Origin of the sequence: Mycolicibacterium vinylchloridicum, assembly GCF_013404075.1 — a bacterium.
In the GTDB taxonomy this organism is placed as follows: domain Bacteria; phylum Actinomycetota; class Actinomycetes; order Mycobacteriales; family Mycobacteriaceae; genus Mycobacterium; species Mycobacterium vinylchloridicum.
This window is the reverse complement of the sequence record NZ_JACBJQ010000030.1, coordinates 56,585-79,553: the sequence shown is the minus strand read 5'-3', so window position 1 is coordinate 79,553 and position 22,969 is coordinate 56,585. Positions and strand designations below refer to the sequence as shown.

Here is a 22,969-nt window from a genome sequence, read left to right as displayed (position 1 = left end):
TGAGATATGAGTGTTAATATTGATACGTGGATGCAAGTATATATAAGATGTGTACAGATGGCATAGGACACTGTATAGTTGTTTTTTTGTTAGTGATAGGACGACCATCGAGTTTTACACAATGAGTGTCGTCGGCAGCGTCAGAGTTTTAGAAGAGACGGCCGTTACCACCGTCGCCGAAGAAGACCCCCCCGTTCCCGCCCCTGCCGCCGTTGAAGCCGTCCCCGCCGTTACCGAACAAGATGCCGGCGTTGCCGCCGTTGCAGGCTGAGCCAACACATCCCGGCAAGGCATCGGCACCGTCGCCGATGAAAAAGCCGATGATGGGCAGGGAGGGAATGGCTGCGCTGCTGATTCTCGCCATCGCGGCAGTCGGGTTGACGCCCGCTCCCACGAGGCCACTACCGGGTTCATATAGCCACCAGTTGGTCGTCGGAGCCAAGGGTGGAGGGGTCAGCGGCGAACCGAAGGATGTCAGCTGAACGTCGCGAGCGGCGACCGTGTGTGTCGGGCCGCCTGGAGGGACTGCCAGCAGCACGGCGACGCCGACCACTGCGGCTCCGCCTACGCCGGTGGCCGCGAACCGGCGAGCCGAAATCCGTGGCGTGCGTTGTGTCTTGCGATGCTTGGACATCTTGGATCCTTCGAGGAGAGGCTCGGCCCCGCCGAGCGCTGGCACTTCTGAGGCCTTGCCGAGAATTGCCGTCATCGACGCAAATAACTGCTAGTTGCGAGACCCAGGGACCTTGGTCCCCGGAACCGATGCCGATGGTCGGCGTCAGGTCAGGGCCGTCGACCGCAAAAAGGGCGGCCACCGGCTAACAGCAGAAGGCCTCCTGTTAGCGGCGTCATTTCGCTGATTCGGCAAAGTTCTGTCTGCTTCTCCCGCTATCGTTGGGTCGCGTCTTGGGGGAGGGGCAACGATGGCTGCGGCAGCGTATGTGGGACGTATCGGCGGTCTTGCGCTTGCGCTGGGACTGGGAGCCGCCGTCGCAACCGCCAGCCAGGGAGTGGCATCGGCGGCGCCGTCGGACTCATCGGCGTCCTCGGGACGCAATCAGTCGACCGGACACTCGAGCAAGCCTGCAGGCAAGAAATCCGTTGTCAGTCAACGGCTTTCGACAGCACCGCGACCGAGGTCAGCGCGCGGGATCCCGCAGCCGGCCACACCGCCGCCCGACTCGCCCTTGTCATGGACGGTGCTGGCGGTCACTCGACGTCCGGAAGCGGCGGTCGCCGCCGTCAACCAAGCCCCGGTGATCCAGAGCGTCGTGCTGAGCGCGCCGGCACCGGCCACCGGGGCCGTCACCGGCACGGTTGTCGCCGACGACGCGGGCGGCGACAAGCTCACCTACCGGGCCAGCACGTCAGGCAAGGGCAAGGTGACCATCACGACCGCGGGCGTCTTCACCTACACCCCGACCGCGCAGGCCCGGCACAACGCGGCGCTCGGCAACGCCGACGCTCTCCTGACGTCGGACACGGTGAACATCGTCGTCCGCGATCCCGCCGGCCTGAGCGCCACCACCGCGGTCACCGTGCCCATCTCGCCCAAGAACGCCGTGCCCACCGCCAAGACCTCAGCCAACGCGCCCATCGCCAACACCGGCATTGTCTACGGCAAGGTCACCGGCTCCGACGCGGACAAAGACCGGCTGTTCTTCAGCGTGACCCCGGTCAGTGCCAAGGGCGGCACCGTCACCATCAACGGCGGCGGCGCGTTCGCCTACACCCCCACGCCGCAAGCCCGGCACATCGCCGCCGCGGGCATCGACAAGACCGACACGTTCACCGTCACCGTCGACGACGGTCACGGCGGAATCCTGACCGTCCCGGTCACCGTGGCGATCGGTCCGAAGAACGCCGCGCCGACCGGCAAGGCCGCTATCGGGCCGCGTGACGTGAACACCGGCGTGGTCACCGGCTCGGTGGTCGGCGCGGACACCGACGGCGACGGGATCACCTTCGCGGGCTCGATCACGACGGCCAAGGGCTCGGTCGTGGTGAACGCCGACGGCACCTTCACCTACACCCCGACCACCGCCGCGCGGGCCAAGGCCGCGGTGTTCAGCGGGCCGACCGCGGACAAGATCGACACCTTCTCGGTGACCCTGAACGACGGCCACGGCGGCACCACCAAGGTCGCGGTCACGATCACCGTCAGCCCCGGCAACACGATCGCCGCCAACGGGCTCACCACGTTCTGCGGCTGCACCCTGATGCCGGCCGACACGATCTTCCACGCCGATATCAGCGAACTGCCAGTGCAGCCGAAATCCGCCACCTGGCTGGACGTGCTGGGTGCGGGCCGGGGTGCCACTCTCGGTGCCAACTGGGGCAACATGTGGATGAAGAGCACCGGCGGGATGCCGGTCAACGTGGTTGGTGCGACGCATCCCACCGAGAAGGTGGTCTTCAACCGCGGCTACTCGACCAGCGGGCCCAGCATCGACAGCCGGCCCTACGCGATACCGAATCGGCCGATCGTCGAGGGCATGCCGTCGTTACCGGCCTGGGATCGCCACCTGTTGGTGTTCCAAGAGGGAACGTGCATCTCGCAGGAGCTCTACAACGTCGCCAACGGCGTGGAGATGCCGGCCAACAGCCCACTCGACGGTCTTGGCAACGCGCTCTACCGCGCCCGGTACGGATCGAAGTGGATCGCCGAAGCGGGGGTGCACTACGACATGAGCTCGCCGCTGTACCCGGCCATCGGCTGGGCGAACGCCTCACACCTGCCGTATCTGCCGATGATCCTGCGCCCCGACGATCTGGCCCGCGGCAGCATCGACCACATGCTCGGCATCGTCATCGCCAAAGACAAGGGCACCGGCTACACCTGGCCGGCCGGTGGAGGCGACGGGACCGGCGTCAACCCGGACGGCGTGCCGATGGGCAGCGTGCTGCGGCTGCGTTCCGATTTCGACATGTCCGGATACTCGGCCACCACCCAGGTGGTGCTGCGGGCGCTGCAGGAACACGGCGCCGTGATCTACGACTCCACCACCCCGGGCCAGGACGGCGCCAAGCTGCTCGCCATGAGCAACGGTTGGGCCGGAACCGAGCACCTCACCGCCCAGGCCGAACTCAACACTGTGCCGATGAGTGCGTTCGAAGTCGTCGACGTCTCCGGCATCCTGGTCGATCCGGCCACCGGCTGGCAGATTCACATCTGATTGCCGGGCGGGTTCACTATTGCCGCGGCGACCTCCTGTGGTAAACACTCAGCAAACTCGCTCTAAGGAAAATCTCAGCTGGGCGATGCGGTCGGAGCACAGGGAGCACGATGAAGCACAGTGACAGCGCGCGGCGCCGGCGCCGCCAGCCGTACGCATGGCTGGGCGCCGGCGCCGTGACGCTGGGCATCGGTGCCGCGCTGGCCGGCGGATGTGCCGTCGCATCCGCCGACACCGGCGCCGGGTCGGGTTCGGCCAAGGCTTCGTCGAGCAGCTCGGACAGCAGCTCGGCGTCCAGCAACTCGTCGACAACGAAGAAGACGACCGCCCACTCCGCCCGCAGCGGTGTCGCCACCTCGTCGGGTGCAACGGCCGGCTCGCGTAAAGCACCGGCCGCCGCGTCGAGCAACACCCCGGTGGCCGCCGCCGTCGACACCGGCGCACCCGAGACCACGACCGCGGCGACCGGTCACTCGGCGCGCCTGCACACCGCGGCCACCGAGACCACCACGACCGCCGAGACCACCACGGCCGCGGCCTTGCCCGCGGCCGATCCGTCGCCGAACATGAACGGCTACCTGCCGTCGGAGCCGATCGTCGCCGGTGTCGCGGTGAACCTGGCCCAACAGCAGATCGCCGATGCGCGGGCGCTGCTGCAGCAACAGACCTGGGGCAGCGGCAACATTCCGGCCGGCATCGTCGCGATCATCCCGCAGGTGCTGCTCGCGCAGGCCGCGTTGTCCCTCGATACCTGGGAAACCGCGATCACGCCCGCCCAATCGCTGTACGCCAGGACCTCCGGGGTTCCGTTCGTGCACGAACTGGCCGGCGTGAGCCTGCTGGGCGCGCTGCTGCTCCCGACGCTGGCCACCACCGCGCTGACCAGCGCGGGTCTGTTCCTGCCGCTCGTCGGCGCCTTCGAAGGAACCGGCGGCATCACGCCGGTGCAGAACCTGGTCAGCACGGCCGCGCTGAACGGCCGGGTGTACGCACTGGTTCCGGTGGTGATGCGGGCCACCACCGAGCCGATCGTGTACATCTCGATCAACGGCGGACAGAGCACACCCGTGCTCGTCGACACCGGCTCGTCGGGCTTGGTGGTCACCATGGCCTCGGTCGGTGACGCCGCACCCCTGGGATCACCGACCGGCACCGGGTCGAGCGGTTACAGCGGCGGCCTGAGCTATGACTACACGACGTACACGACGACGGTGAACTTCGGCAACGGCATCGTCTCGGGGCCCACGAGCGTGAACATCGTCGACTCCGACGACGAGGCGACAGCACTGGCCTTCTTCCACCAGCTCGGTGGCGCATCCGGGGTGCTCGGAATTGGTGCCAACGCCGCCGGCCCGGGGCCGAGTATTCCGACCACCGCGCTGCCCGGTGAGCTCAGCGACGGCGTTTTTCTCTATCAGGGCCTGTTCCTCGGGATCGCGGGCGTGATGGTGTTCGGGCCCAACCCGTTGCCGGTCCGGACGTCGGTGCCCGGCGCGCCTGATGCTTACCTCAACGTGAAGATCAACAACGGAACCCCGACGCAGGTGGGTGCGATCATCGACTCCGGCGGTGTGTACGGCACCATCCTGTCCTCACAGATCGGTGGCGCCAGTTATGTGCCGGTCGGGACCAGGATCTCGGTGTACACCCCCGACGGTGTGCTGCTGTACTCCTACATCGTCACCTCGCAGAACCGGCCGACGGTGATCACGAGCGGGCTGATCAACACCGGGTACGCGCCGTTCCAGCACGGCCCGGTCTACATCAACTACACCGCGCCCGACGGCATCGGTTCGACCGATTTCGACTACGCCTGATTCTTTGGCGCTCAACGCGACTCGATGATTCCGCTCGTTCAGCAAATAGATAGCTGACAGTTTCGGCGTTTCGCGAACCCGTAGCTACCGACGGGTTTACCCTCCGCAAAGGCAGAGTTGCCGTTGGTCGGGGAGGTTGACAGTCATGGGTGCTTCGCGCTTTGTGGGCCGGGTTGGCGGATTGGCGGTGGCCCTCGGGGTCGGCGCAGCTCTGTTTTCCACGGGATACGGCGTCGCGTGGGCCGACACGTCGACGGGATCGTCGGCGGCAGGCTCGAATTCCAGCTCGTCGAGCGGAAATTCTTCGACGGCCAGTTCGTCGGGTAAGACGACTGCGACGTCGAAACGGTCGGCCGTCGCCGGGTCGGGCAAGGCCGTGGGCGCCGGCGGCGCCAAGTCCGGATCCAAGCACTCGACGGCTGGGGCGGCACCATCGCGCGCCGACTCCTCGGTGTCCGCCCAGACGACCAGTTCATCAGAAGCGGCGGCAAACAATTCAGCATCGCCGCCAGCGAGTTCAACTGCCGCATCGGTGACTTCGGTCGCCGCACTGACTCCCAGGTTGCCCGCCCTGCCCACGCCGGGGACGATCTCGGCAGCGCTGACCACGGCGCTTCACGGTGCCCTGGACCCCTTCACCGGCGGCCTGCCGGCAGCACCCGCTGACTCGCCGCTCACCCTGGCCTTCGCGGCAGCGCAGCGCAGGGTGAACGCGGCGGCGCTGGCCAACCCGATCACCATCGCCCCCGTGTTGGTGATCAACGACGGCATCATCGACGGAACCACCGGCGCCACTGGTGCGTCTGGTCTCACGTACACGCTGATCAGTGGTCCCAGCCTGGGCGGGAAGATCACCTTCTCGGCGACCGGTGACACCAACTACGTGCCAGGGAATTTCAGCTATCTGCCCAACCAATCGGCGCTCAGTGGAGCGACGAACGAGCAGTTCAAGATCCTGGTCGCCCAACAGACGCAGTTCGACCAGATCCTCGAGAGCATCCCGATTCTGGGTGGTCTCGCCGGACAGGTGATCGTCGTCCTGCATCAGACCCCGGTTCTCGGTGACCTGCTGGCACCGATCATCGGGTATTCACAAATCGCCACGTTCAACTCGACGGACGTCCTGCCGGCCACCGACCCGGTGGCCTACACCTACAAGGTGTCTTCGTTCGACGGCACACTGATCAGTGTCAACTGGTTCCCGAAGCTCGGCCTCACCGGATCCGACACGGCGCCAACGATTCTCGACGGCCCCGGCCTGGCCACCCCCGGCCAGACCGACCCGTACACGCAGTACGGCATCGGCGGACTCACCCCGGGTGTGTCACTGCTGCGGGAGAACTACAACGTGGTCAGCTGGGACCCGCGCGGCGAGTTCGCCTCGGGTGGCGTGTTGCAGCTCGACAACCCGTTCTTCGAGGGCCGCGATGTTTCAGCGATCTTGAATTGGGTTGCCGGGCTGGATAATTCGCTGATCGACGGCCCGAACGACCCCCGGGTCGGAATGGTCGGCGGTTCTTACGGGGGTGGCATCCAGCTCACCAGTGCGGCCACCGATCCGCGGATCGACGCGATCGTCCCCGGCATCTCGTGGAATTCGCTGAACAATTCGCTCTACCCGGACGGTGCGTTCAAGACGTCCTACGCCTCGCTGCTGCTGTTGTCGCTGGTGTTGTCGAACGCCCGGATCAACAACCAGATCTATCTGGGCATCATCACCGGTGACCTGATCGGCCTGCTGAGCCAGACCGCGCAGGCGGTGCTGAGCAGCAGTGGTCCCACCTCGCTGCTGAACCAGTTGAAGGCCCCGGCGCTGCTGATCCAGGGCACCGTCGACGTCCTGTTCACCCTCCAACAGTCGATCGACAACGCCGAGACCATCCTCGGCAACCCGTACGACACCCCGGTGAAGATGATCTGGTTCTGCGGCGGCCACGGCGTGTGTCTGACCAACGACGGCTACGACAATCCCAACCTGGCCTCCACGTTCGCCTGGCTGGACTACTACGTCAAGGACGGCAACACCAGCGGGATGCCGGACATCCCCAACTTCCAGTTCACCGATCAGTACGGAACGTGGTTCGAGTCCGATTACCTCCCGACGACGGGCAGCGCGTTGTTCGGCACGCCGGACCAAGCGGTGACCGGGGCCTCGGGCGGCACGCTGGGTATCGTCCCGATCATCGGGGGCTCCGGGCCGGCACCACAGGCCTCGATTCCGTACTCGCTCGGCTTGGCGTCCAAAGCCAGCAATGCGATCAACGTCGCCGTTCCGACAGTGGCCGGCACCAAGTATCTGGGCGCGCCGACGATCAGTTTCGACTACCAGGGTCTGGGGACCAGCCGCTTCGTCTACGCGCAGCTGGTCGACAACCAGACCGGCCTGGTGGTGGGCAACCTGGTGACGCCGGTGCCGGTGACCCTGGACGGGCGCAGCCACAGCGTCACGTTCAACATGGAGAACATCGTCTACAACGTGGCCAACCCGGGCGATGATCTGACCCTCCAGATCACCAGTTCAGCTAGCGCATATGAGAGGTTCACCGCGTTCGGCGTCATCAACATCTCCAATATCGACCTGACACTGCCCACGGCCAATCCGGCGAACATCACCCCGGAGCCGTAGCAACTTTCGGTGCGGGCGGGCCAGGCGTTGACGGCCGCGTAAGTTGTTGGTGCGCGCGGGAATTCGACTAAAGTGCGTCGTGTTGCAAACGTGTGCGACGGGGTCGGGGCGCCTGAGGTCGTAAAGGAATCAGCACGATGACACTGACGAAGATCGCGGCAGCAGCGGCACTTTCCGCGGGGCTCGGCATGGCCGGCCTCGGCGCCGGGATCGCCTACGCCGACCCCGGCAACGGCCACGGGCATGGCCACGGCGACTGGAATTGGGACGACGACCACGGACCCCGGGACTGGCGGGGCCCGTTCTACTTCGGGCAACCGTCGGCGTGCGTGCAGGCCACCGGCCCGTTCGGTTATCTGAGCGGCAGCGCCTGCGTCTAGCTCGACGGCACCACGCCGCGGGCCTTGGGCAGGGTCAGATCGTTGTAGGTCGCGATTCCGGGCGGAGCGGCGACCACCGCGGGAATGGCGTGGATCGGCGGCATGGCCGTCATGATGTGGCCGAGCACGAAGAAGTCTTCGAGCGATTTGGCGTTCTCGATCATGTCCATCGGCGGCAGGAAGCCGACCTGCATGTTGACCGTCGGGCGTCCGTCGATGGTGATCTTCCAGCCGTCGGCGTCGAGCTGCCAGTCGGGCTCCAATGTCTGGCCCTTCTTCCAGCGTACGTTGATGTCGATGACGGTCTTGCCGTTCGCGATGCCCTGCCAGCTGGCGTAGACGCCGGCCACCCGACCGGCCTTGATGGTCCACGACGCCATCGGCAGATCCTCGGTGGTCTGCGCGTATTCGGACACGCACGTGATCTCGTCCAGTTCGACGCCGAGTGAGTCGGCGACCAACTGCACGGCCTCGGCGAACACCGCGGTGCCCTTGGCGGCCATCGGCTGCAGATCGGGATCGTCGATCGCCATGTCGAAACCGACGGGACGCTCGGTCTCGGGGGAGTCGTACAGCGTGGTGTCGGCCGACTCGGCGATGGTGACCTTGTCGACGCGGTCGCAGGCGGTGGCGGCCACGATCGCCAGCAGCTCGGCGAAGCCGGGGCTCACGCCCGAGCCGAACATCGTCGACCCGCCACTCTTGCAGGCCTCCTCGATGCGGGCGCGGCCCTCGCCGAGGTTCTGACCGGTGATGAACGACGCCGAGGCGACCACGTTGACGCCGGCAGACAGGATCCGGACCAATTCGTCGACGTCGATCCACATCGGGTTGTAGACGACGCAGTCCGGCTTCAGCGCGAGCAGGGCGTCGATGTCGTTGGTGGCCGTCACTCCCAGCGGCTCGATGCCGACCAGTTCCCCGACGTCGCGGCCGGCTTTATCCGCTGACCAGGCATAACAGCCGACGAGTTCGAGGGTGGGATTGGTGGCGATCGCCTGGACGGAGCTCTTACCGACGTTGCCGGTCGTCCACTGGACGACCCGATAGGGAGAATTGTTGGGCACTCGCTCAGCATAGGGTTGCGCGTGATGCCCAGACAGGTATTTAGGTGAACTTTCTTTTTACTCGTCGTCGACGGCGACGTTGCCGCGATTGCGCCGGCGCAGCCGATGGTTCGTCTTGCCGGTTGGGCGCTTGTTGAGCAGTACCCCGGACGACGGGGGTTCGGGCTCGGATTCGGGCTCGGCCTCCGCCGACACCTCGGCGGGTTGCTCGTCCTCGACGGTCGGTTCTTCATCGACCGCCGCGGTCTCGTCGACCTCGTCTGCCGACGGGGTCTCTGCGATGGTGGCGTCTTCGGCTTCGGCCTTCTTCGATTTCTTCGGTTTCTTGGGCTTCGGCGCCTTGGCCGGCAGCTCGGCGGTGTACGCCAGGTAGAACGCCAGCAGCGCCAGGACAGCGATCGCGGCGGCTGCGCCGTAGATCCCGAACAGCCACGGTCCGCCCTTGTTAAGGCTCACCCAGATCTCGGCAACCGCGGTGCCCACGATCAGCACACCGGCCAGCACGTGCAAGATCACCGACCACACCCGCAGCCGCTGCGCCAGTTGCGGGGTGTGCTTCTCGGGCTCGCGGTTCGCCAGCAGCGTGAGCAGCACCGGCAGCGCGGCCAGGGCCATCAGCACTCCGGCGGCGATGCGCAGCACGGTGCCCAGCGTGTGTGAGGTGTCGCCCATCAATTCCCACCACCGGGGCAGGACGAACAGGAAGTACAGGACGCCGGACAGCACCCAGAGTGCGAGGTGCGCTGCTGTCACGACGGCGCGCATACCCCTCCTACCTCAACATCTCTAAAAACACTGAAATCCGAGGTGCGACCAGGCGCTGTGATCCCCCCGATCGCACCTCGGACAGGTGCGGAGGATAGGGGATTTGAACCCCTGAGGGCTGTTAACCCAACCCGCGTTCCAGGCGAGCGCCATAGGCCACTAGGCGAATCCTCCGTCGGCAATGGTAGCCGACTCGCGGAGTGCCTCGCCCCGGCTGCCTGACCCACCTTGTCTTGCCGCCTCCGCGGCAGGGTGCCCGCCGGCGGGTATTACACTCGCAACGGACCCCGCGCGGCGTCTATCCTGTGAACTCCCCCAGGGCCGGAAGGCAGCAAGGGTCAATGGGCTCTGGCGGGTGCGCGGGGTCCCCTTCTTGAAAGGCGCACGGTGTCGTTTTTGTCCCTGGGCCCCGATGAGTTGCGAGCCCAGCATGAATTGCAGCGGCAGAACTACGCCGACCTGCAGGCCAAGAAGCTGTCCTTGGACCTCACCCGCGGCAAGCCGTCGGCGCAGCAGCTCGACCTGTCGAACGCGCTGTTGAGCCTGCCCGGCGACCAGTTTCGCGACGAGGAAGGCACCGACACCCGCAACTACGGTGGCCTGCACGGACTGCCCGGCCTGCGCTCGGTGTTCAGCGAACTGCTCGGCATCCCGGTGCCCAACCTGATCGCCGGCAACAACGCCAGCCTGGAGTTGATGCACGACATCGTCGTGTTCTCGCTGCTGCACGGTGGCGTCGACTCGCCGCGGCCGTGGGGCCGGGAGCCGGCGGTCAAATTTTTGTGCCCGGCGCCGGGATACGACCGCCACTTCGCGATCACCGAGACCTACGGAATCGAGATGATCGGCATCCCGATGCTGGAGGACGGCCCCGACGTCGACCTCATCGAAGAGCTCGTCGCCGCCGATCCCGCGATCAAGGGCATGTGGTGCGTACCGGTGTTCTCGAACCCGACCGGCACCACCTACTCGTGGGAGGTCGTCCGGCGTCTGGTCCAAATGCGCACCGCCGCACCGGATTTCCGGCTGTTCTGGGACAACGCCTACGCCGTGCACACGTTGACGCACGATTTCCCCCGGCAGGTCGACATCCTCGGCCTGGCTGAGGCGGCCGGCAATCCGCACCGGCCCTACGTCTTCGCCTCGACCTCGAAGATCACCTTCGCCGGCGCCGGGGTGAGCTTCTTCGGTGGGTCACTGGGCAACATCGCCTGGTATCTGCAGTACGCGGGGAAGAAGTCGATCGGCCCCGACAAGGTCAACCAGCTGCGGCACCTGATGTTCTTCAAAGACGCCGACGGGGTACGGCTGCACATGCTGCGCCACCAGCAGCTGCTCGCGCCGAAGTTCGCCCTCGCCCTGGACATCCTCGACACGCGGCTCTCCGACTCGAAGGTCGCCTCCTGGACCGAGCCCAAGGGCGGCTACTTCATCAGCCTCGACGTTCTGCCCGGGACGGCCAAGCGCACCGTGGCTCTGGCCAAGGACGCCGGCATCGCGGTCACCGAGGCGGGCGCGTCGTTCCCGTATCGAAAAGATCCGGAAGACAAGAACATTCGCATTGCGCCGACGTTCCCGCCGGTATCGGATCTGACGGACGCGATCGACGGCCTGGCCACGTGCGCGCTGTTGGCGGCCACTGAGTCCCTACTGGAGTCCGCAGCTGTCACAGACGGTCGGTAGCCTTCACCCGTGGCGCTCTACCGCAAGTACCGGCCGGCAACGTTCGCCGAGGTGGTGGGCCAGGAGCACGTCACCGAACCGCTGTCCACCGCGCTGTCGGCGCATCGGATCAATCACGCGTACCTGTTCTCCGGTCCGCGCGGCTGCGGCAAGACGTCGTCGGCCCGCATCCTCGCCCGGTCGCTGAACTGCGAGCAAGGACCGACACCGACGCCATGCGGGGTGTGCGACTCCTGCGTGGCGCTGGCTCCCAACGGCCCGGGCAACGTCGACGTCGTCGAACTCGACGCCGCCAGCCACGGCGGTGTGGACGACACCCGCGAACTGCGCGACCGGGCGTTCTACGCGCCCGCGCAATCGCGCTACCGCATCTTCATCGTCGACGAAGCGCACATGGTCACCACGGCCGGTTTCAATGCGCTGCTCAAGATCGTCGAAGAGCCGCCCGAGCACCTGATCTTCGTGTTCGCCACCACCGAGCCGGAGAAGGTGTTGCCGACGATCCGGTCGCGTACGCACCACTACCCGTTCCGGCTGCTGGCGCCGAAGACCATGCGCGCCCTGATCGAGAAGATCGTCGCGTCGGAAAGCGTCGAGATCGACGACGCGGTGTACCCGCTGGTCATTCGCGCCGGCGGCGGTTCGCCCCGCGACACCCTGAGCGTGCTCGACCAGCTGCTGGCCGGAGCCGAGGGCAACCGCGTGCACTATCAGCGCGCGCTTGCGCTGTTGGGTGCCACGGACGTGGCGCTGATCGACGACGCCGTTGACTCGCTGGCCGCGGGCGACGCGGCCGCGCTGTTCGGTGCGGTGGAATCGGTGATCGACGCCGGACACGATCCGCGCCGCTTCGCCGTCGACCTGCTCGAGCGGTTCCGGGATTTGATTGTGCTGCAGGCAGTTCCGGATGCGGCTACCCGCGGCGTCGTCGACGCTCCCGACGATGTTCTGGACCGGATGCGCGACCAGGCCGCGCGCATCGGCCCGGCGACGCTGGCACGCTACGCCGAGGTGGTGCACGCCGGCCTAGGGGAGATGCGCGGCGCGACGGCGCCGCGACTGCTGCTGGAGGTCGTGTGCGCGCGGCTGCTGCTGCCGTCGGCAAGTGACACCGAGGCAGCGCTGCTGCAGCGCATCGAACGCATCGAGACCCGGATGGACATCTCGATACCCGCCGGCGAGGCCGCGATGAGTTCCGGTGCGCCGGCAGCTGCGCCGGCCAAGCAGTACGTGCGCAAGACGCAGGTTCAGGCGGCGCCGCCCGCGCCTGAGGCTGAGCCGGAGCCGGTGGTCGAGGCGCCGAAACCCGTTGTCGAGGCCCCCAAGCCGGTGGTCGAGGCGCCGAAGCCGCCGGAGCCTGAACCGACCGTTGCGCCGCCGCCGGCAACTGAGCCCGCCGCGCCGCCTGCGGCTGCCTCGGGCGAGCCGGGCGCGGCGGCCGTGCGCAGCATGTGGTCGACGGTGCGGGAGAAGGTCAAGCAGCGCAGCCGTACCACCGAGGTCATGCTCGCCGGTGCCATCGTGCGGGCGGTCGAGAACAACACCCTTGTCCTCGGACACGAGTCGGCGCCGCTGGCCAAGCGGCTGAGTGAGCAGCGCAATGCCGATGTCATTCGCGATGCCCTCAAGGACGCACTCGGTGTGAACTGGAAGGTGCGCTGCGAGGTCGGCGTCGGTCAGCCGGTGGCCGAGGCCGAGCCGCTGCCGCCCGAACCCGCGGCCGACCCGGTCGAGGCTCAGCGGGCCGAAGAGGACAGCATGATCGCCGAGGTCGGCCGCGACGACGACGCCGCTCCGCGCCGCGATCCAGAGGAAGTGGCCCTTGAACTGTTGCAGAGCGAGCTGGGCGCCCGCAAGATCGACGGCTAGGTTCTGTGCGCGATCTCGTGGTGCACTGTGGGTTTGCTGTGCCGGGAAGCGCTTGTGGGACTGCGCCTTTACCGTCGACGAATGACCATCGACACTCGTCGGCTAGCGGCTGCGCTGGTCGGCTGCGGCGGGATAGCCCTTGGACTACTGGGCCAGATTCCTTCTGCGGCAGCTGATCCCGATGTACCGCCGAACTGCACCGCAGCCGACATGGAAGGCGTGCGGATGGGTGTGCAGGCCGCGACGTCGGCGTATCTGTTCACCCATCCGGACGTCAACGCCTTCTTCACCAGCATGGCCGGTGTTCCCCGCGCACAGGTCCTCCAGCGGGTGAAGGCCTACATGGCCGCCAATCCGCAAACCGCCTCCGACATCACCGGTATTCGACAACCGTTGGTGGACATCAAGAACCGCTGCGGTCAGCTTCCCGGGTCGGCGGTGTAGCTCCTAAGTTAGGCGTTCCACCACGGGCGCAGCGGCAGCCCGCCGTCGCCGCCCTTCTCGTCGAGCTTGACCGCCAGCACTTGGTGCAGCTGAATCACGTTGGTGTCGAAGCCGAGTCGCGACCCGGCCATGTAGAGGCCCCATACTTTGGCGGTGGCCAGGCCGACTTCCTCGACGGCTTCGTCCCAGTGCTCGACGAGGTTGCGGCACCAGTCGCGCAGCGTCATCGCGTAGTGGTGGCGCAGGTTCTCCTCGTGCACCACCTCCAGACCGACGTCCTGGGCCTCGGTGATGATGCGGCCCGAACCGGTGAGCTCCCCGTCGGGGAACACGTAGCGGTCGATGAAGCCACCGGTCGGCGTCATCCTGTTGTCCGGGCGGGTGATGCAGTGGTTGAGCAGCAGCCCGCCGACGCGCAGCTTGGTCTTCAGGAAGCCGAAGTACGCCGGATAGTTGTGCACCCCGATGTGCTCGGTCAGACCGATCGAGGACACCGCGTCGAATCCGCTCTCCAGCACGTCGCGGTAGTCGCTGTGCCGTACTTCGGCGAGATCGGCCAGGCCCTGTTCGGCGATCGCCTTCTGCGCCCAGGCCGCCTGCTCGCGCGACAGCGTCACACCGATGGCCTTCACGCCGTGCCGCGCGGCGTAGCGGACCATGCCGCCCCAGCCGCAGCCGACGTCGAGCAGCCGGTCGCCGGGCTTCAGCCGCAGCTTCTCGAACACCAGGCGGTATTTGTTCTCCTGCGCCTCCTCCAGCGTCGCCTCTGCGTTCGGATAGCAGGCGCAGGTGTAGGTCATCGACGGACCGAGCACCCACTCGTAGAACGTATTGGATACGTCGTAGTGGTGGTGGATGGCATCGGCGTCGCGTTTCTTGCTGTGGCGCAGGCCTTCTGCGAAACGTCGCCAGCGTGGCAGCGCCTCCTGCGGGGGCGGCGCGATCGGCTTGAGATGCTCGATGCCGATCGAGCGGACGATGTCGACCAGCACTCGCGCCGGCGGCCGCTTGAAGTCGAGATTGTGGGAGAGCGCCCGTAGCAGCTCGTACGGGTCGCCGGGATGCACACCGTGCGTTTCGAGGTCGCCGGCGACGTAGGCGCGTGCCAATCCGAGGTCACCGGGGGCGGTGGCCAGGTAGGTGGTGCCACGCGGGGTGCGCAGATCCAGCCCCAGCTCGGCGTCGACGGGTCCGGCGCTGCTGCCGTCGTACGCGGTGAACTTCAGCGGCAGCTCGCCACCGGCGGTGAACATCTCCAGGATTTCGGCCAGCTTCAGCTTGCCGGGCGCATGCGCATCGTTCTCACGGAAGGTCGTCATTGTCTCTGCACCGCCTTTGCATAGAGGTCAAGCAGCCGCGAATCAGGGTCGTAGATCTTTTTAACGGTCTTATACGTTTCGCCACCGTAGAGCTCGTCAAACTCTTCCCGGCTGTAAAACGCGTCGGAATACAGCGATTTGTGGCCGTCGAGCTCGCTGATCTTCTCCTCGATCAGGCGATTGGTGTGGCCAGGTGAGGGGCCTGCCGGCACCGAGGACCAGAAGCCGATGTTGACGTAGCTGTGCCCGGCACGCAGCGGATACAGCGGCCAGCCCGCCGGATCGCGCAGCCGAAGCGGGCACAACCACAGTGGCTCGATAGGGACGGTGGTCAAGAACCAGTCCAGGAATTCGACGCACCGCTCGATCGGCACCTCGACGTCTTGGACCACACGCTCCAGGGGCGGACGGCCGTGGCGCGCCTCGATCCGGTCGGCGATGTTGAACCGCTGGTCGTAGCCGATCAGCTTCCAGTAGAAGCTGCTGCGGCGGTAGCGCCGAGGCCACCAGCGGCGCAGCTTCGGGTTCTGCGCGCCGAACGCGCGTGAGCACCAGAACCAGTCGGTGTCCCAGCGCCACAGGTAGTCGTGGATGGTCAGTCGGTCGTCCTTCACGCCGTCGGCGTGCTGGATGGACCGGTAGTAGATGTCTTGGCCGGTGTAGTCGCTGACCGCGCCGGCGCCGGTGGTCTGCATGCCCAGGCACAGGTAGCTCTCGTCGGCGCTGAACACCACACCGTCGAGGTAGTCGACCCGCATGCCCTCGTACCCACCGGTCTCGATGATGCGGTCCATGGCCGCGACCATGTCGGCCAGCGTGTGAAATCGCAGGTGCTTGAGCGCAACGAACGGCTTGACCGTTTCTAGCTCGATCCGCAGCCGCACCGAATAGCCAAGGGTGCCATAGGAATTGGCAAAGCTGCGGAACAGGTCCGGGTGTTGTTCTCGGCTGGCCGTGACGACTTCCCCCGAGCCGGTGAGAATGTCCATTTCGATGACCGACTCGTGCGGCAGGCCATTGCGGAATGACGTCGATTCGATACCGAGCCCGGTCACCGCACCGCCGAGGGTGATCGTCTTGAGCTGCGGGACAACCAGCGGGGACAGGCCGTAGGGCAGGGTCGCGGCGACCAGGTCTTCGTAGGTGCACATGCCGGCGACATCGGCGGTTTTCGCGGCCTGGTCGACGGAGATCACGCCGGTCAGGCCGGAGGTGTCCAGCCCGGGGGCGTCGCGTTTGGCGCGGGCTCGGAACAGGTTGGACGTGGGTTTGGCCAGGCGAATCGAGGCGTTCGGAGGTATGGCGCGGTAACTGGCCAGGAGCCGGTCCACGCCGTCGGTGTGAGCTGTCAGTGCTGTGGAAACAGGCACACGACTACGCTAGTCCGCAGCCACAGCCGATGCGACCGCACGGCTGCTGAAACACACCGAAACCACCGCCACCCGAGGAGTATTGCCTGATGGGACAGGTCAGCGCCGCCAGCACGATTCTGATCGACGCCGAGCCGGCGACCGTGCTCGCCGCGATCGCCGACTACCAAGGCGTGCGCCCGAAAATCCTGTCACCGCAGTACAGCGAGTACCAGGTCTTGCAGGGTGGCCAGGGTCCGGGCACCGTCGCCAAATGGAAGCTGCAGGCGACCAAGTCGCGGGTGCGTGAGGTGCAGGTCGCGGTCGACGTCGCCGGCCACACCGTCATCGAGAAGGACGCGAACTCCTCGATGATCATCAACTGGACCGTTTCGCCGGCGGGTCCGGGCTCCAGCGTCACCGTCAAGACGACGTGGAACGGGGCGGGCGGTATCGGCGGCTTCTTCGAGAAGACGTTCGCGCCGTTGGGCCTGCGCCGGATTCAGGACGAGGTGCTGGCCAACCTGAAGAAGAACGTCGAGAGCTGAGAACTCAGCTGCTACGCGGCGGCTGGGTGGCCAGGAACGCCGCGATGCCCTGTACGACGGCGGCTGCGTACTTCTGCCGGCCTTCCGGACTCTCCATCAACGCCGAGTCGACCGGGTTCTTCATGTTGCCGCATTCGACCAGGATCGACGGGTACTGCGCGAGGTTCAGCCCGGCGATATCGCTGCGCGGGTTGAGCCCGTTGGTCCCGATGTAGGTCGACGGCGGGATACCCGCGGCGGCCATCTGGTCACGCATGACGCGGGCGAACTGCACCGACGGCCCGGCCTGGGCCTGGTTGAGCGGCGGGCTGGAGTACAGCACGTGGAAGCCGCGGCCGGTAGGCGGGCCACCGTCGGCGTGGATCGACACGATGGCGTTCGGCGCCAGGGCGTTGGCCATCGCGGCACGCTCGTCGACGCACGCCGCGACCTGGTTGTCGTTGCCGCGGGACATGGCGGTGCGCACGCCGAGCTGGGTCAGCATCTGGCGGATCAGCAGCACGGTGTCCCAGTTGAAGGTGTGCTCGGGGAATCCGTCGTTGGTGGTGGTGCCCGACGTCTGGCAGTCCTTGGTGCCGCCACGGCCGGTGGGCACCTGCTTGGTCAGCGATGCGTCGTTGGCGCCGTTGTGGCCGGGGTCGAGGAAGACGATCATGCCGGCGATGTTGGGTGCGGCGTGGCTGAGCGGGGTGCTCAGCGTTGACGCGACCACCAACACGGCGGCACACGGCGCGGCGACGACACGCACGCGGGCGGACATAAGCACGCGCGTCACCGTAACTCTTCGCCGTCTAGGCTTGAAGTCGCTGACCGCCGTAATCCCCAGGCGAAACCAAGTCGAGACCGAGACGCAAGGAGACTGTCATGCAACCCGGTGAGATACCCAACCTGGAGGGATTTCGCGAACGGGCCGAGGAGATGCGTGACCAGTTGATGCCCGGTCTGCAGGCCGCTTTGCAGCAAGCCCAGGAAATGCAGCAGAAGCTGATGGAGGCGCAGGCCGCGCTGGCTGCCGCCGAGGTGCACGGGCAGGCCGGTGGCGGGCTGGTGCAGGTGACCATGAAGGGCAGCGGCGAGGTGTCCGGTGTCCAGATCGACCCGAAGGTCGTCGACCCCGCCGACGTCGAAACATTGCAGGACCTGATCGTCGGCGCGATCGCCGACGCGGCCCGGCAGTTCGCGATCCTGGCGCAGACGCATCTCGGTCCCCTGGCCGGCGGGGCTGCGCCGGGTCTGCCGGAGGCCTGACTTCTTGTTTGAGGGCCCGGTCCAGGATTTGATCGACGAGCTCGGCAAGCTGCCGGGTGTCGGTCCCAAGAGTGCGCAGCGGATCGCATTCCACCTACTGTCGGTGGAGCCGCCGGACATCGACCGGCTGACGGCGGCGCTGGGCAGGGTTCGCGACGGGGTGCAGTTCTGCGAGGTGTGCGGCAACGTCTCGGATGCCGAGCGCTGCCGGATCTGCAGCGACGCCCGCCGCGACGGCTCACAGGTGTGCGTGGTCGAGGAGCCCAAAGACGTGCAGGCCGTCGAACGCACTCGTGAATTCCGCGGGCGCTACCACGTGCTGGGTGGTGCGCTGGACCCGTTGTCCGGCGTCGGACCGGATCAGCTTCGAATTCGTCAGCTGCTCAACAGAATTGGTGAACGTGTCGACGGGGTGGACATCACCGAGGTGATCATCGCGACCGATCCGAACACCGAGGGGGAGGCGACTGCCACCTATCTGGTGCGGATCCTGCGCGACATCCCCGGGCTCACCGTGTCACGTATTGCATCTGGCCTGCCGATGGGTGGTGACCTGGAGTTCGCAGACGAGCTGACGCTGGGGCGCGCGTTGTCCGGTCGCCGCCAGATGGTGTAGCCCCCTCCGCCCAAACCGACGATCCGCAGAAGAAAGCCGAGTGGATCGCTGCATTTCGTCGATCTCGGCAAGGTGTCGGACCCCAGGGCAACGATGCCGACATGACTGAAGTATTTCTCGGCAGGGAAGCGTTGGGCGATGGCCTGTCTCGCCACCATCTGCAGCGCTGGTACAGGCAGATGTTCCGGGGCGTTTACCTCCCGAAGTATGCGGCGCCCTCGTTGCGCGACCGCGCGACCGGCGCGTGGCTATATACAGACCGAACGGGCGTCATCGGTGGTGTCGCGGCGTCGGCCCTGCTCGGTGCCCAATGGGTTGACGATGACGCGCCGATTGAAGTGCTTGTGGGTGAACGGCGACGGCAACCGGGGCTGATCGTCCGCATGGACCGCCTCGGCGACGACGAAGTCGTGACGGCTGCCGGCCTTCCCGTGACGACGCCGTCGCGAACGGCCTTCGACATGGGCCGGTACCAGAAACGCGCGAGGGCGCTCGCGCGCCTGGATGCGTTGATGCGTGTCGCGCCCATTTGATTCCGCGAGTGTCGAGTTGCTGATGCGGCGCTATGGCCCGGTCAGGGGTATTCGTCAACTCCGCGACCTCCTGCCGTTGATCGACGCGGGCGCCGCGTCACCGAAGGAAAGTTGGCTTCGGCTCCTTCTGATCGACGGCGGGTTGCCCGCGCCAGAGACGCAGATCCCCGTGTTCGACGGCGGGGTGCCGTTCGCCTACCTGGACATGGGTTACCGCGATATCAAGCTCGCATTCGAGTACGACGGCGACCAACACCGCAGCGATCGAGGTCAATACGTCAAAGATCAGCGCCGCCTGCCAGCGGTTGAAAGACAGGGGTGGGAGGTCATCCGCGTCATCGCCGAGGACAGAACCGCTGAGGTGCTATGGCGGGCGAAGGAGGCTTTCCTGCGCCGATGCGGCGCCGAGATCGACGAAAAGCCGAGATTTACCCGCACTTTCGCTGCGTAATGTCGGTTTGGGCGCAAAAGGAGTCAGCGGGCGGCGAGTCGCTCGCGGCGCAGTTGTTCGACCTCGGTCAGGGCGAGGGGTTCCAGAGGCCCGACGACGCGCGACAGCAGCAGGTCCGCCAACTCGGGATTGCGCGCCAGGCAGGGGCCGTGCAGGTACGTCGCGATCACACTGCCCTGGACGGCACCGTCATAGCCGTCGCCTGCGCGGTTGCCGGCACCCTTGACGACGGCGGCCAGCGGCCGCGCGTCGGGACCCAAAACCGTTCCACCGCGGTGGTTTTCGAAACCCGTCAGCGGCTGCGTCATACCTTCGATCAGCGGGGTGGACACCACTTCGCCGATGGTGCGGCTGGGCTGCGGCGAGGTCGTCACGTCCAGCAGGCCGACACCCTCGACCCGCTCACCGGCCGATGTCTCATACCAGTGGCCCAGCACCTGGATTGCCGCGCAGATCGCCAGTACTGGTGCGCCGCGGGCGGCCGCACGCTGCAAACCCTGATGTGTCAGAAGATGTTTGGTGGCCAGCCGCTGGGCGTAGTCCTCGGCCCCGCCGAGGGTGTAGAGGTCGAGCGAGTCAGGTACCGGATCGGCCAGCGTGATCTCGACGATCTCGGCGGCAATCCCGCGCAGCCGCAACCGCTGCCGCAGCACGACGGCATTGCCCCCGTCCCCGTAGGTGCCCATGACATCGGGCAGCACCAGCCCGATCTGAACCTCAGCCACCCATCCTCCCCAACGTGCGAGTCAGCTGCAGAAACGCGGTGTAGTTGGCCACCACCTCGACGTGGCCCCTCGGGCACGACACGATCGCGTCAATTGTGTTGTGCACCAGGGTATGCGGCACGCCTGCATAGCCCAGCCGCACCGCAAGGTCGGTGCCGCGTTCACCGGCAGCGACCACCGGTACGCTCTCGAAATGCTCGAAGTTGACGTCCCACAACCAGGACAGGTCTTCACCGTCGGGTACCTGGCCGTTCACCGAAATCACCACACCCTCGGCGGTGGTGTCGACCATCGACAGCGCCTCCTGCCAGCCGGCCGGGTTCTTGGCCAGCAGGATGCGCGCGGTGTGCTCGCCCATCGGCACGGTCTGGTAGCGGCCTGCGACCTCGTCCACCGCGGATACGGCGGCCACCGCGGCCGCGGGGTCGGCCCCCAGTGCAACCGCGGCAGCCACCGCCTGAGTAGCATTGCCCCGGTTGACTTTTCCCGGCAATGACAGCCGCATCGGCAGTTCAAGTCCGTCCGGTCCGTAGATCTTCGCCTCGTCGTACCACCATTGCGGGCTGGGCCGCTTGAAGTCTGTACCCGTTGAGTACCAGTGCGATTGGTCGCGCACGATCACCTCGCCGCTGCGCGGGCAGCTGACCGAGTCGTTGGCCCAGCCGCCGCCCGCGGCCACCCACACCACTCGGGGAGCGTCGTAGGCCGCCGAGGTCATCAGAACGTCGTCACAGTTGGCGATCACGATCGCGCCCGGGTGACGAGCCAGCCCGGAGCGCAGTGTGCGCTCGATATGGTTGATCTCACCCACCCGGTCCAGCTGATCGCGAGACAGATTCAGCAGCACGATCACCTCGGGGTTGACCGCGTCGGCGACGTGCGGGACATGCATCTCGTCGACTTCGAGGGCGGCCAGCGGCGCATCGCGAGACCCGGCCAGTGCGGCCACCAAGCCGGCGTCCATGTTGGCCCCCTCGGCGTTGGTGGCGACTGTCTGATGTCGCCGCCCTTGCGGCTCCGGGGGGCCGACGGTGGCCAGTGCGGCCGCCGTCATCCGGGTTGTCGTGGACTTGCCGTTGGTGCCGGTCACGACGACGGTGCGCCGGCCGGCGCCGAGTTGCCCCAGGATCGAGCGGTCCAGGGTCATCGCGACCAGGCCGCCGATCATGGCACCGGCACCTCGTCCGGTCGCCCGGGAGGCCCAGCGCGCGGCGGAACCGGCGGCCAGCGCAGCGCGGCCCCGCAGTGTCATCGTCGGCTTGGACATCGGGACGCAAGTTTATGCGGATCAAACCGTGTTAGCCGACACGGATTCGATGTCCCGGGCACTGTCGGACCTGCGTGCCATCCTGACTATGTGAGCCACACCTGGGGTCGACCTGCCTGCGAGCCGGGCGACGGCTGGGTCGTCGTCGACGTCGAGACCTCGGGTTTTCGGCCTGGCCACGCCCGCATCATCAGCCTCGCCGCCCTGGCGCTGGACCCGCAGGGGCGCGTCGAACATTCCGTTGTGAGCTTGCTCAACCCCGGCGTGGATCCCGGTCCCACCCACATCCACGGGCTGACCGCCGAGATGCTGGAGGACCAGCCGACGTTCGCCGATATCGCGCCGGATGTCATCGACCTGCTGCACGGCCGCACCCTGGTCGCCCATAACGTGGCGTTCGACTACTCGTTCCTGGCCAGTGAAGCCGAGTTGGCCGGTACGGCGCTGCCGGTGGACACCGTGATGTGCACCGTGGAGCTGGCCCGCCGCCTGGAACTGGGCCTGGAGAATCTACGGCTGGAGACCCTGGCCCGGCACTGGGCCGTCCCCCAGACCCGCGCGCACGACGCATTCGACGACGCTCTGGTCTTGTCGCGCGTGCTGGCTCCCGCTCTGCAGCGAGCCCGCGAACGTGAGGTGTGGTTGCCGGTCCGCCCGGCGACGCGTCGGCGCTGGCCCAACGGCCGGGTTACCCACGATGAGCTGCGGCCACTGAAAATGCTGGCCTCCCGGATGCCCTGCCCGTATATGAACCCCGGGCCGTACCGGCGCGGTGGCCCGCTGGTCCAGGGCATGCGGGTCGCGCTGTCGGCCGAGGTGAACCGCACGCACGAGGAACTCGTCGAGCGCATCATTCACGCCGGGCTGGCCTACGCCGATGCCGTCGACCCGCAGACCTCGCTGGTGATCTGCAATGAGCGGACGCCTGAACAAGGCAAGGGATATCTCGCCCGCGAACTCGGCGTGCCGGTGGTGTCGGACCGGCAGTTCATGGATTCGATCGCCTCGGTGGCCAACGGCACCGGAATCGACGAGTTCGCGCCTTCGGTCGATCAGGGTCAGCAGTTCGCATTGTTCTGATATCCC

20 protein-coding genes, 1 tRNA gene, 1 other RNA gene and 1 pseudogene are annotated in these 22,969 nt (G+C 66.7%); 13 read left to right on the top strand and 10 right to left on the bottom strand.

Going from position 1 to position 22,969, the window contains the following annotated elements; all coding sequences use genetic code 11:
- Nucleotides 1-148: 148 nt before the first annotated feature.
- On the bottom strand, nucleotides 149-634 hold the full coding sequence (locus HPC46_RS22830) for a hypothetical protein (protein ID WP_179474151.1): 486 nt from the start codon (nucleotides 632-634) through the stop codon (nucleotides 149-151).
- A gap of 289 nt (nucleotides 635-923) precedes the next feature.
- Between HPC46_RS22830 and HPC46_RS22825 the strand changes: the two genes are divergently transcribed.
- Both HPC46_RS22825 and HPC46_RS22820 read left to right on the top strand, forming a co-directional pair.
- Nucleotides 924-3,176, top strand: coding sequence for a cadherin-like domain-containing protein (locus HPC46_RS22825; RefSeq protein ID WP_179474149.1), 2,253 nt, complete (start codon nucleotides 924-926; stop codon nucleotides 3,174-3,176).
- A 110-nt stretch (nucleotides 3,177-3,286) separates the two neighbouring features.
- Entirely contained in the window at nucleotides 3,287-4,993 is a 1,707-nt protein-coding gene (locus HPC46_RS22820; protein ID WP_179474147.1) for a PecA family PE domain-processing aspartic protease, read from the top strand.
- Nucleotides 4,994-5,089: 96 nt separating this feature from the next.
- Here the strand turns inward: HPC46_RS22820 and HPC46_RS22815 are convergent, their stop codons facing one another.
- Nucleotides 5,090-5,572: a hypothetical protein gene (locus tag HPC46_RS22815; RefSeq protein ID WP_179474145.1), complete on the bottom strand. Its 483-nt coding sequence runs from the start codon at nucleotides 5,570-5,572 to the stop codon at nucleotides 5,090-5,092.
- On the opposite strand from HPC46_RS22815, the gene HPC46_RS22810 reads away from it, so the two are divergent.
- Both HPC46_RS22810 and HPC46_RS22805 read left to right on the top strand, forming a co-directional pair.
- Nucleotides 5,556-7,619, top strand: coding sequence for a CocE/NonD family hydrolase (locus tag HPC46_RS22810; RefSeq protein WP_179474143.1), 2,064 nt, complete (start codon nucleotides 5,556-5,558; stop codon nucleotides 7,617-7,619). The genes HPC46_RS22815 and HPC46_RS22810 overlap by 17 nt on opposite strands.
- 137 nt (nucleotides 7,620-7,756) lie before the next feature.
- Nucleotides 7,757-7,999 (top strand): hypothetical protein, encoded by a 243-nt coding sequence (locus tag HPC46_RS22805; RefSeq protein WP_179474141.1) that lies wholly within the window; start codon nucleotides 7,757-7,759, stop codon nucleotides 7,997-7,999.
- Here the strand turns inward: HPC46_RS22805 and HPC46_RS22800 are convergent.
- The 3 genes from HPC46_RS22800 to HPC46_RS22790 all read right to left on the bottom strand — a co-directional run bounded on the left by HPC46_RS22800 (nucleotide 7,996) and on the right by HPC46_RS22790 (nucleotide 10,005).
- Entirely contained in the window at nucleotides 7,996-9,066 is a 1,071-nt protein-coding gene (locus HPC46_RS22800) for an NAD(P)H-dependent amine dehydrogenase family protein (protein WP_179474139.1), read from the bottom strand. The two genes, HPC46_RS22805 and HPC46_RS22800, sit on opposite strands and share 4 nt — an antisense overlap.
- Before the next feature lie 57 nt (nucleotides 9,067-9,123).
- Nucleotides 9,124-9,831, bottom strand: a complete 708-nt coding sequence (locus tag HPC46_RS22795; protein ID WP_179474137.1) for a lipid uptake coordinator LucA — start codon at nucleotides 9,829-9,831, stop codon at nucleotides 9,124-9,126.
- Nucleotides 9,832-9,919: 88 nt separating this feature from the next.
- Nucleotides 9,920-10,005, bottom strand: a tRNA-Ser gene (locus tag HPC46_RS22790).
- 105 nt (nucleotides 10,006-10,110) lie between these two features.
- On the opposite strand from HPC46_RS22790, the gene ffs reads away from it, so the two are divergent.
- The 4 genes from ffs (at nucleotide 10,111) to HPC46_RS22770 (ending at nucleotide 13,827) form a co-directional block, all read left to right on the top strand.
- Nucleotides 10,111-10,205: signal recognition particle sRNA small type (gene ffs, locus HPC46_RS22785), an RNA gene on the top strand.
- Between the two features lie 13 nt (nucleotides 10,206-10,218).
- Nucleotides 10,219-11,514, top strand: a complete 1,296-nt coding sequence (locus HPC46_RS22780; RefSeq protein WP_179474135.1) for an aspartate aminotransferase type Ic — start codon at nucleotides 10,219-10,221, stop codon at nucleotides 11,512-11,514.
- 9 nt (nucleotides 11,515-11,523) lie between these two features.
- Nucleotides 11,524-13,383 carry a DNA polymerase III subunits gamma/tau gene (locus HPC46_RS22775; protein ID WP_179474133.1) on the top strand — a complete coding sequence of 620 codons (1,860 nt, stop codon included), beginning with the start codon at nucleotides 11,524-11,526 and terminating at the stop codon, nucleotides 13,381-13,383.
- 81 nt (nucleotides 13,384-13,464) lie between these two features.
- Nucleotides 13,465-13,827: a heme-binding protein gene (locus tag HPC46_RS22770; protein ID WP_179474131.1), complete on the top strand. Its 363-nt coding sequence runs from the start codon at nucleotides 13,465-13,467 to the stop codon at nucleotides 13,825-13,827.
- A gap of 8 nt (nucleotides 13,828-13,835) precedes the next feature.
- On the opposite strand, the gene HPC46_RS22765 is transcribed toward HPC46_RS22770, so the two are convergent.
- Both HPC46_RS22765 and HPC46_RS22760 read right to left on the bottom strand, forming a co-directional pair.
- The gene (locus HPC46_RS22765; RefSeq protein WP_179474129.1) at nucleotides 13,836-15,146 is read right to left on the bottom strand and encodes a class I SAM-dependent methyltransferase; all 1,311 of its coding nucleotides are present in this window, start codon (nucleotides 15,144-15,146) and stop codon (nucleotides 13,836-13,838) included.
- Nucleotides 15,143-16,516: an FAD-binding oxidoreductase gene (locus HPC46_RS22760; protein ID WP_179474127.1), complete on the bottom strand. Its 1,374-nt coding sequence runs from the start codon at nucleotides 16,514-16,516 to the stop codon at nucleotides 15,143-15,145. Before HPC46_RS22760 ends, HPC46_RS22765 begins: the two co-directional genes overlap by 4 nt.
- An 89-nt stretch (nucleotides 16,517-16,605) precedes the next feature.
- Here HPC46_RS22760 and HPC46_RS22755 point away from each other — a divergent pair, with 89 nt between their 5' ends.
- Entirely contained in the window at nucleotides 16,606-17,043 is a 438-nt protein-coding gene (locus tag HPC46_RS22755; protein WP_179474125.1) for an SRPBCC family protein, read from the top strand.
- A gap of 4 nt (nucleotides 17,044-17,047) precedes the next feature.
- Here the strand turns inward: HPC46_RS22755 and HPC46_RS22750 are convergent, their stop codons facing one another.
- Complete coding sequence (locus HPC46_RS22750; protein ID WP_179474165.1) at nucleotides 17,048-17,803, bottom strand: Rv3717 family N-acetylmuramoyl-L-alanine amidase; 756 nt, start codon at nucleotides 17,801-17,803, stop codon at nucleotides 17,048-17,050.
- 158 nt (nucleotides 17,804-17,961) lie between these two features.
- Between HPC46_RS22750 and HPC46_RS22745 the strand changes: the two genes are divergently transcribed.
- From HPC46_RS22745 to HPC46_RS22735, 3 genes and pseudogenes are all read left to right on the top strand, one after another.
- The gene (locus HPC46_RS22745; protein WP_179474163.1) at nucleotides 17,962-18,291 is read left to right on the top strand and encodes a YbaB/EbfC family nucleoid-associated protein; all 330 of its coding nucleotides are present in this window, start codon (nucleotides 17,962-17,964) and stop codon (nucleotides 18,289-18,291) included.
- A gap of 4 nt (nucleotides 18,292-18,295) precedes the next feature.
- The gene (gene recR, locus HPC46_RS22740) at nucleotides 18,296-18,907 is read left to right on the top strand and encodes a recombination mediator RecR (RefSeq protein ID WP_005138433.1); all 612 of its coding nucleotides are present in this window, start codon (nucleotides 18,296-18,298) and stop codon (nucleotides 18,905-18,907) included.
- Nucleotides 18,908-19,008: 101 nt separating this feature from the next.
- Nucleotides 19,009-19,891: pseudogene (locus tag HPC46_RS22735) on the top strand (hypothetical protein).
- Between the two features lie 23 nt (nucleotides 19,892-19,914).
- Here the strand turns inward: HPC46_RS22735 and HPC46_RS22730 are convergent.
- Together HPC46_RS22730 and HPC46_RS22725 are read right to left on the bottom strand one after the other, a co-directional pair.
- Nucleotides 19,915-20,616 carry a type 1 glutamine amidotransferase gene (locus tag HPC46_RS22730; RefSeq protein WP_179474123.1) on the bottom strand — a complete coding sequence of 234 codons (702 nt, stop codon included), beginning with the start codon at nucleotides 20,614-20,616 and terminating at the stop codon, nucleotides 19,915-19,917.
- Entirely contained in the window at nucleotides 20,609-21,883 is a 1,275-nt protein-coding gene (locus tag HPC46_RS22725) for a Mur ligase family protein (protein ID WP_179474121.1), read from the bottom strand. Before HPC46_RS22725 ends, HPC46_RS22730 begins: the two co-directional genes overlap by 8 nt.
- Nucleotides 21,884-21,973: 90 nt before the next feature.
- Between HPC46_RS22725 and HPC46_RS22720 the strand changes: the two genes are divergently transcribed.
- Nucleotides 21,974-22,963, top strand: coding sequence for a DEDDh family exonuclease (locus tag HPC46_RS22720; RefSeq protein ID WP_179474120.1), 990 nt, complete (start codon nucleotides 21,974-21,976; stop codon nucleotides 22,961-22,963).
- Nucleotides 22,964-22,969 lie beyond the last annotated feature (6 nt).

Coding starts and splice junctions, on each gene's coding strand:
- HPC46_RS22830 (WP_179474151.1), bottom strand. CDS start 634: ATGTCCAAGCATCGCAAGACACAACGCACGCCACGGATTTCGGCTCGC.
- HPC46_RS22825 (WP_179474149.1), top strand. CDS start 924: ATGGCTGCGGCAGCGTATGTGGGACGTATCGGCGGTCTTGCGCTTGCG.
- HPC46_RS22820 (WP_179474147.1), top strand. CDS start 3,287: ATGAAGCACAGTGACAGCGCGCGGCGCCGGCGCCGCCAGCCGTACGCA.
- HPC46_RS22805 (WP_179474141.1), top strand. CDS start 7,757: ATGACACTGACGAAGATCGCGGCAGCAGCGGCACTTTCCGCGGGGCTC.
- HPC46_RS22795 (WP_179474137.1), bottom strand. CDS start 9,831: ATGCGCGCCGTCGTGACAGCAGCGCACCTCGCACTCTGGGTGCTGTCC.
- HPC46_RS22770 (WP_179474131.1), top strand. CDS start 13,465: ATGACCATCGACACTCGTCGGCTAGCGGCTGCGCTGGTCGGCTGCGGC.
- HPC46_RS22765 (WP_179474129.1), bottom strand. CDS start 15,146: ATGACGACCTTCCGTGAGAACGATGCGCATGCGCCCGGCAAGCTGAAG.
- HPC46_RS22755 (WP_179474125.1), top strand. CDS start 16,606: ATGGGACAGGTCAGCGCCGCCAGCACGATTCTGATCGACGCCGAGCCG.
- HPC46_RS22750 (WP_179474165.1), bottom strand. CDS start 17,803: ATGTCCGCCCGCGTGCGTGTCGTCGCCGCGCCGTGTGCCGCCGTGTTG.
- HPC46_RS22745 (WP_179474163.1), top strand. CDS start 17,962: ATGCGTGACCAGTTGATGCCCGGTCTGCAGGCCGCTTTGCAGCAAGCC.
- HPC46_RS22725 (WP_179474121.1), bottom strand. CDS start 21,883: ATGTCCAAGCCGACGATGACACTGCGGGGCCGCGCTGCGCTGGCCGCC.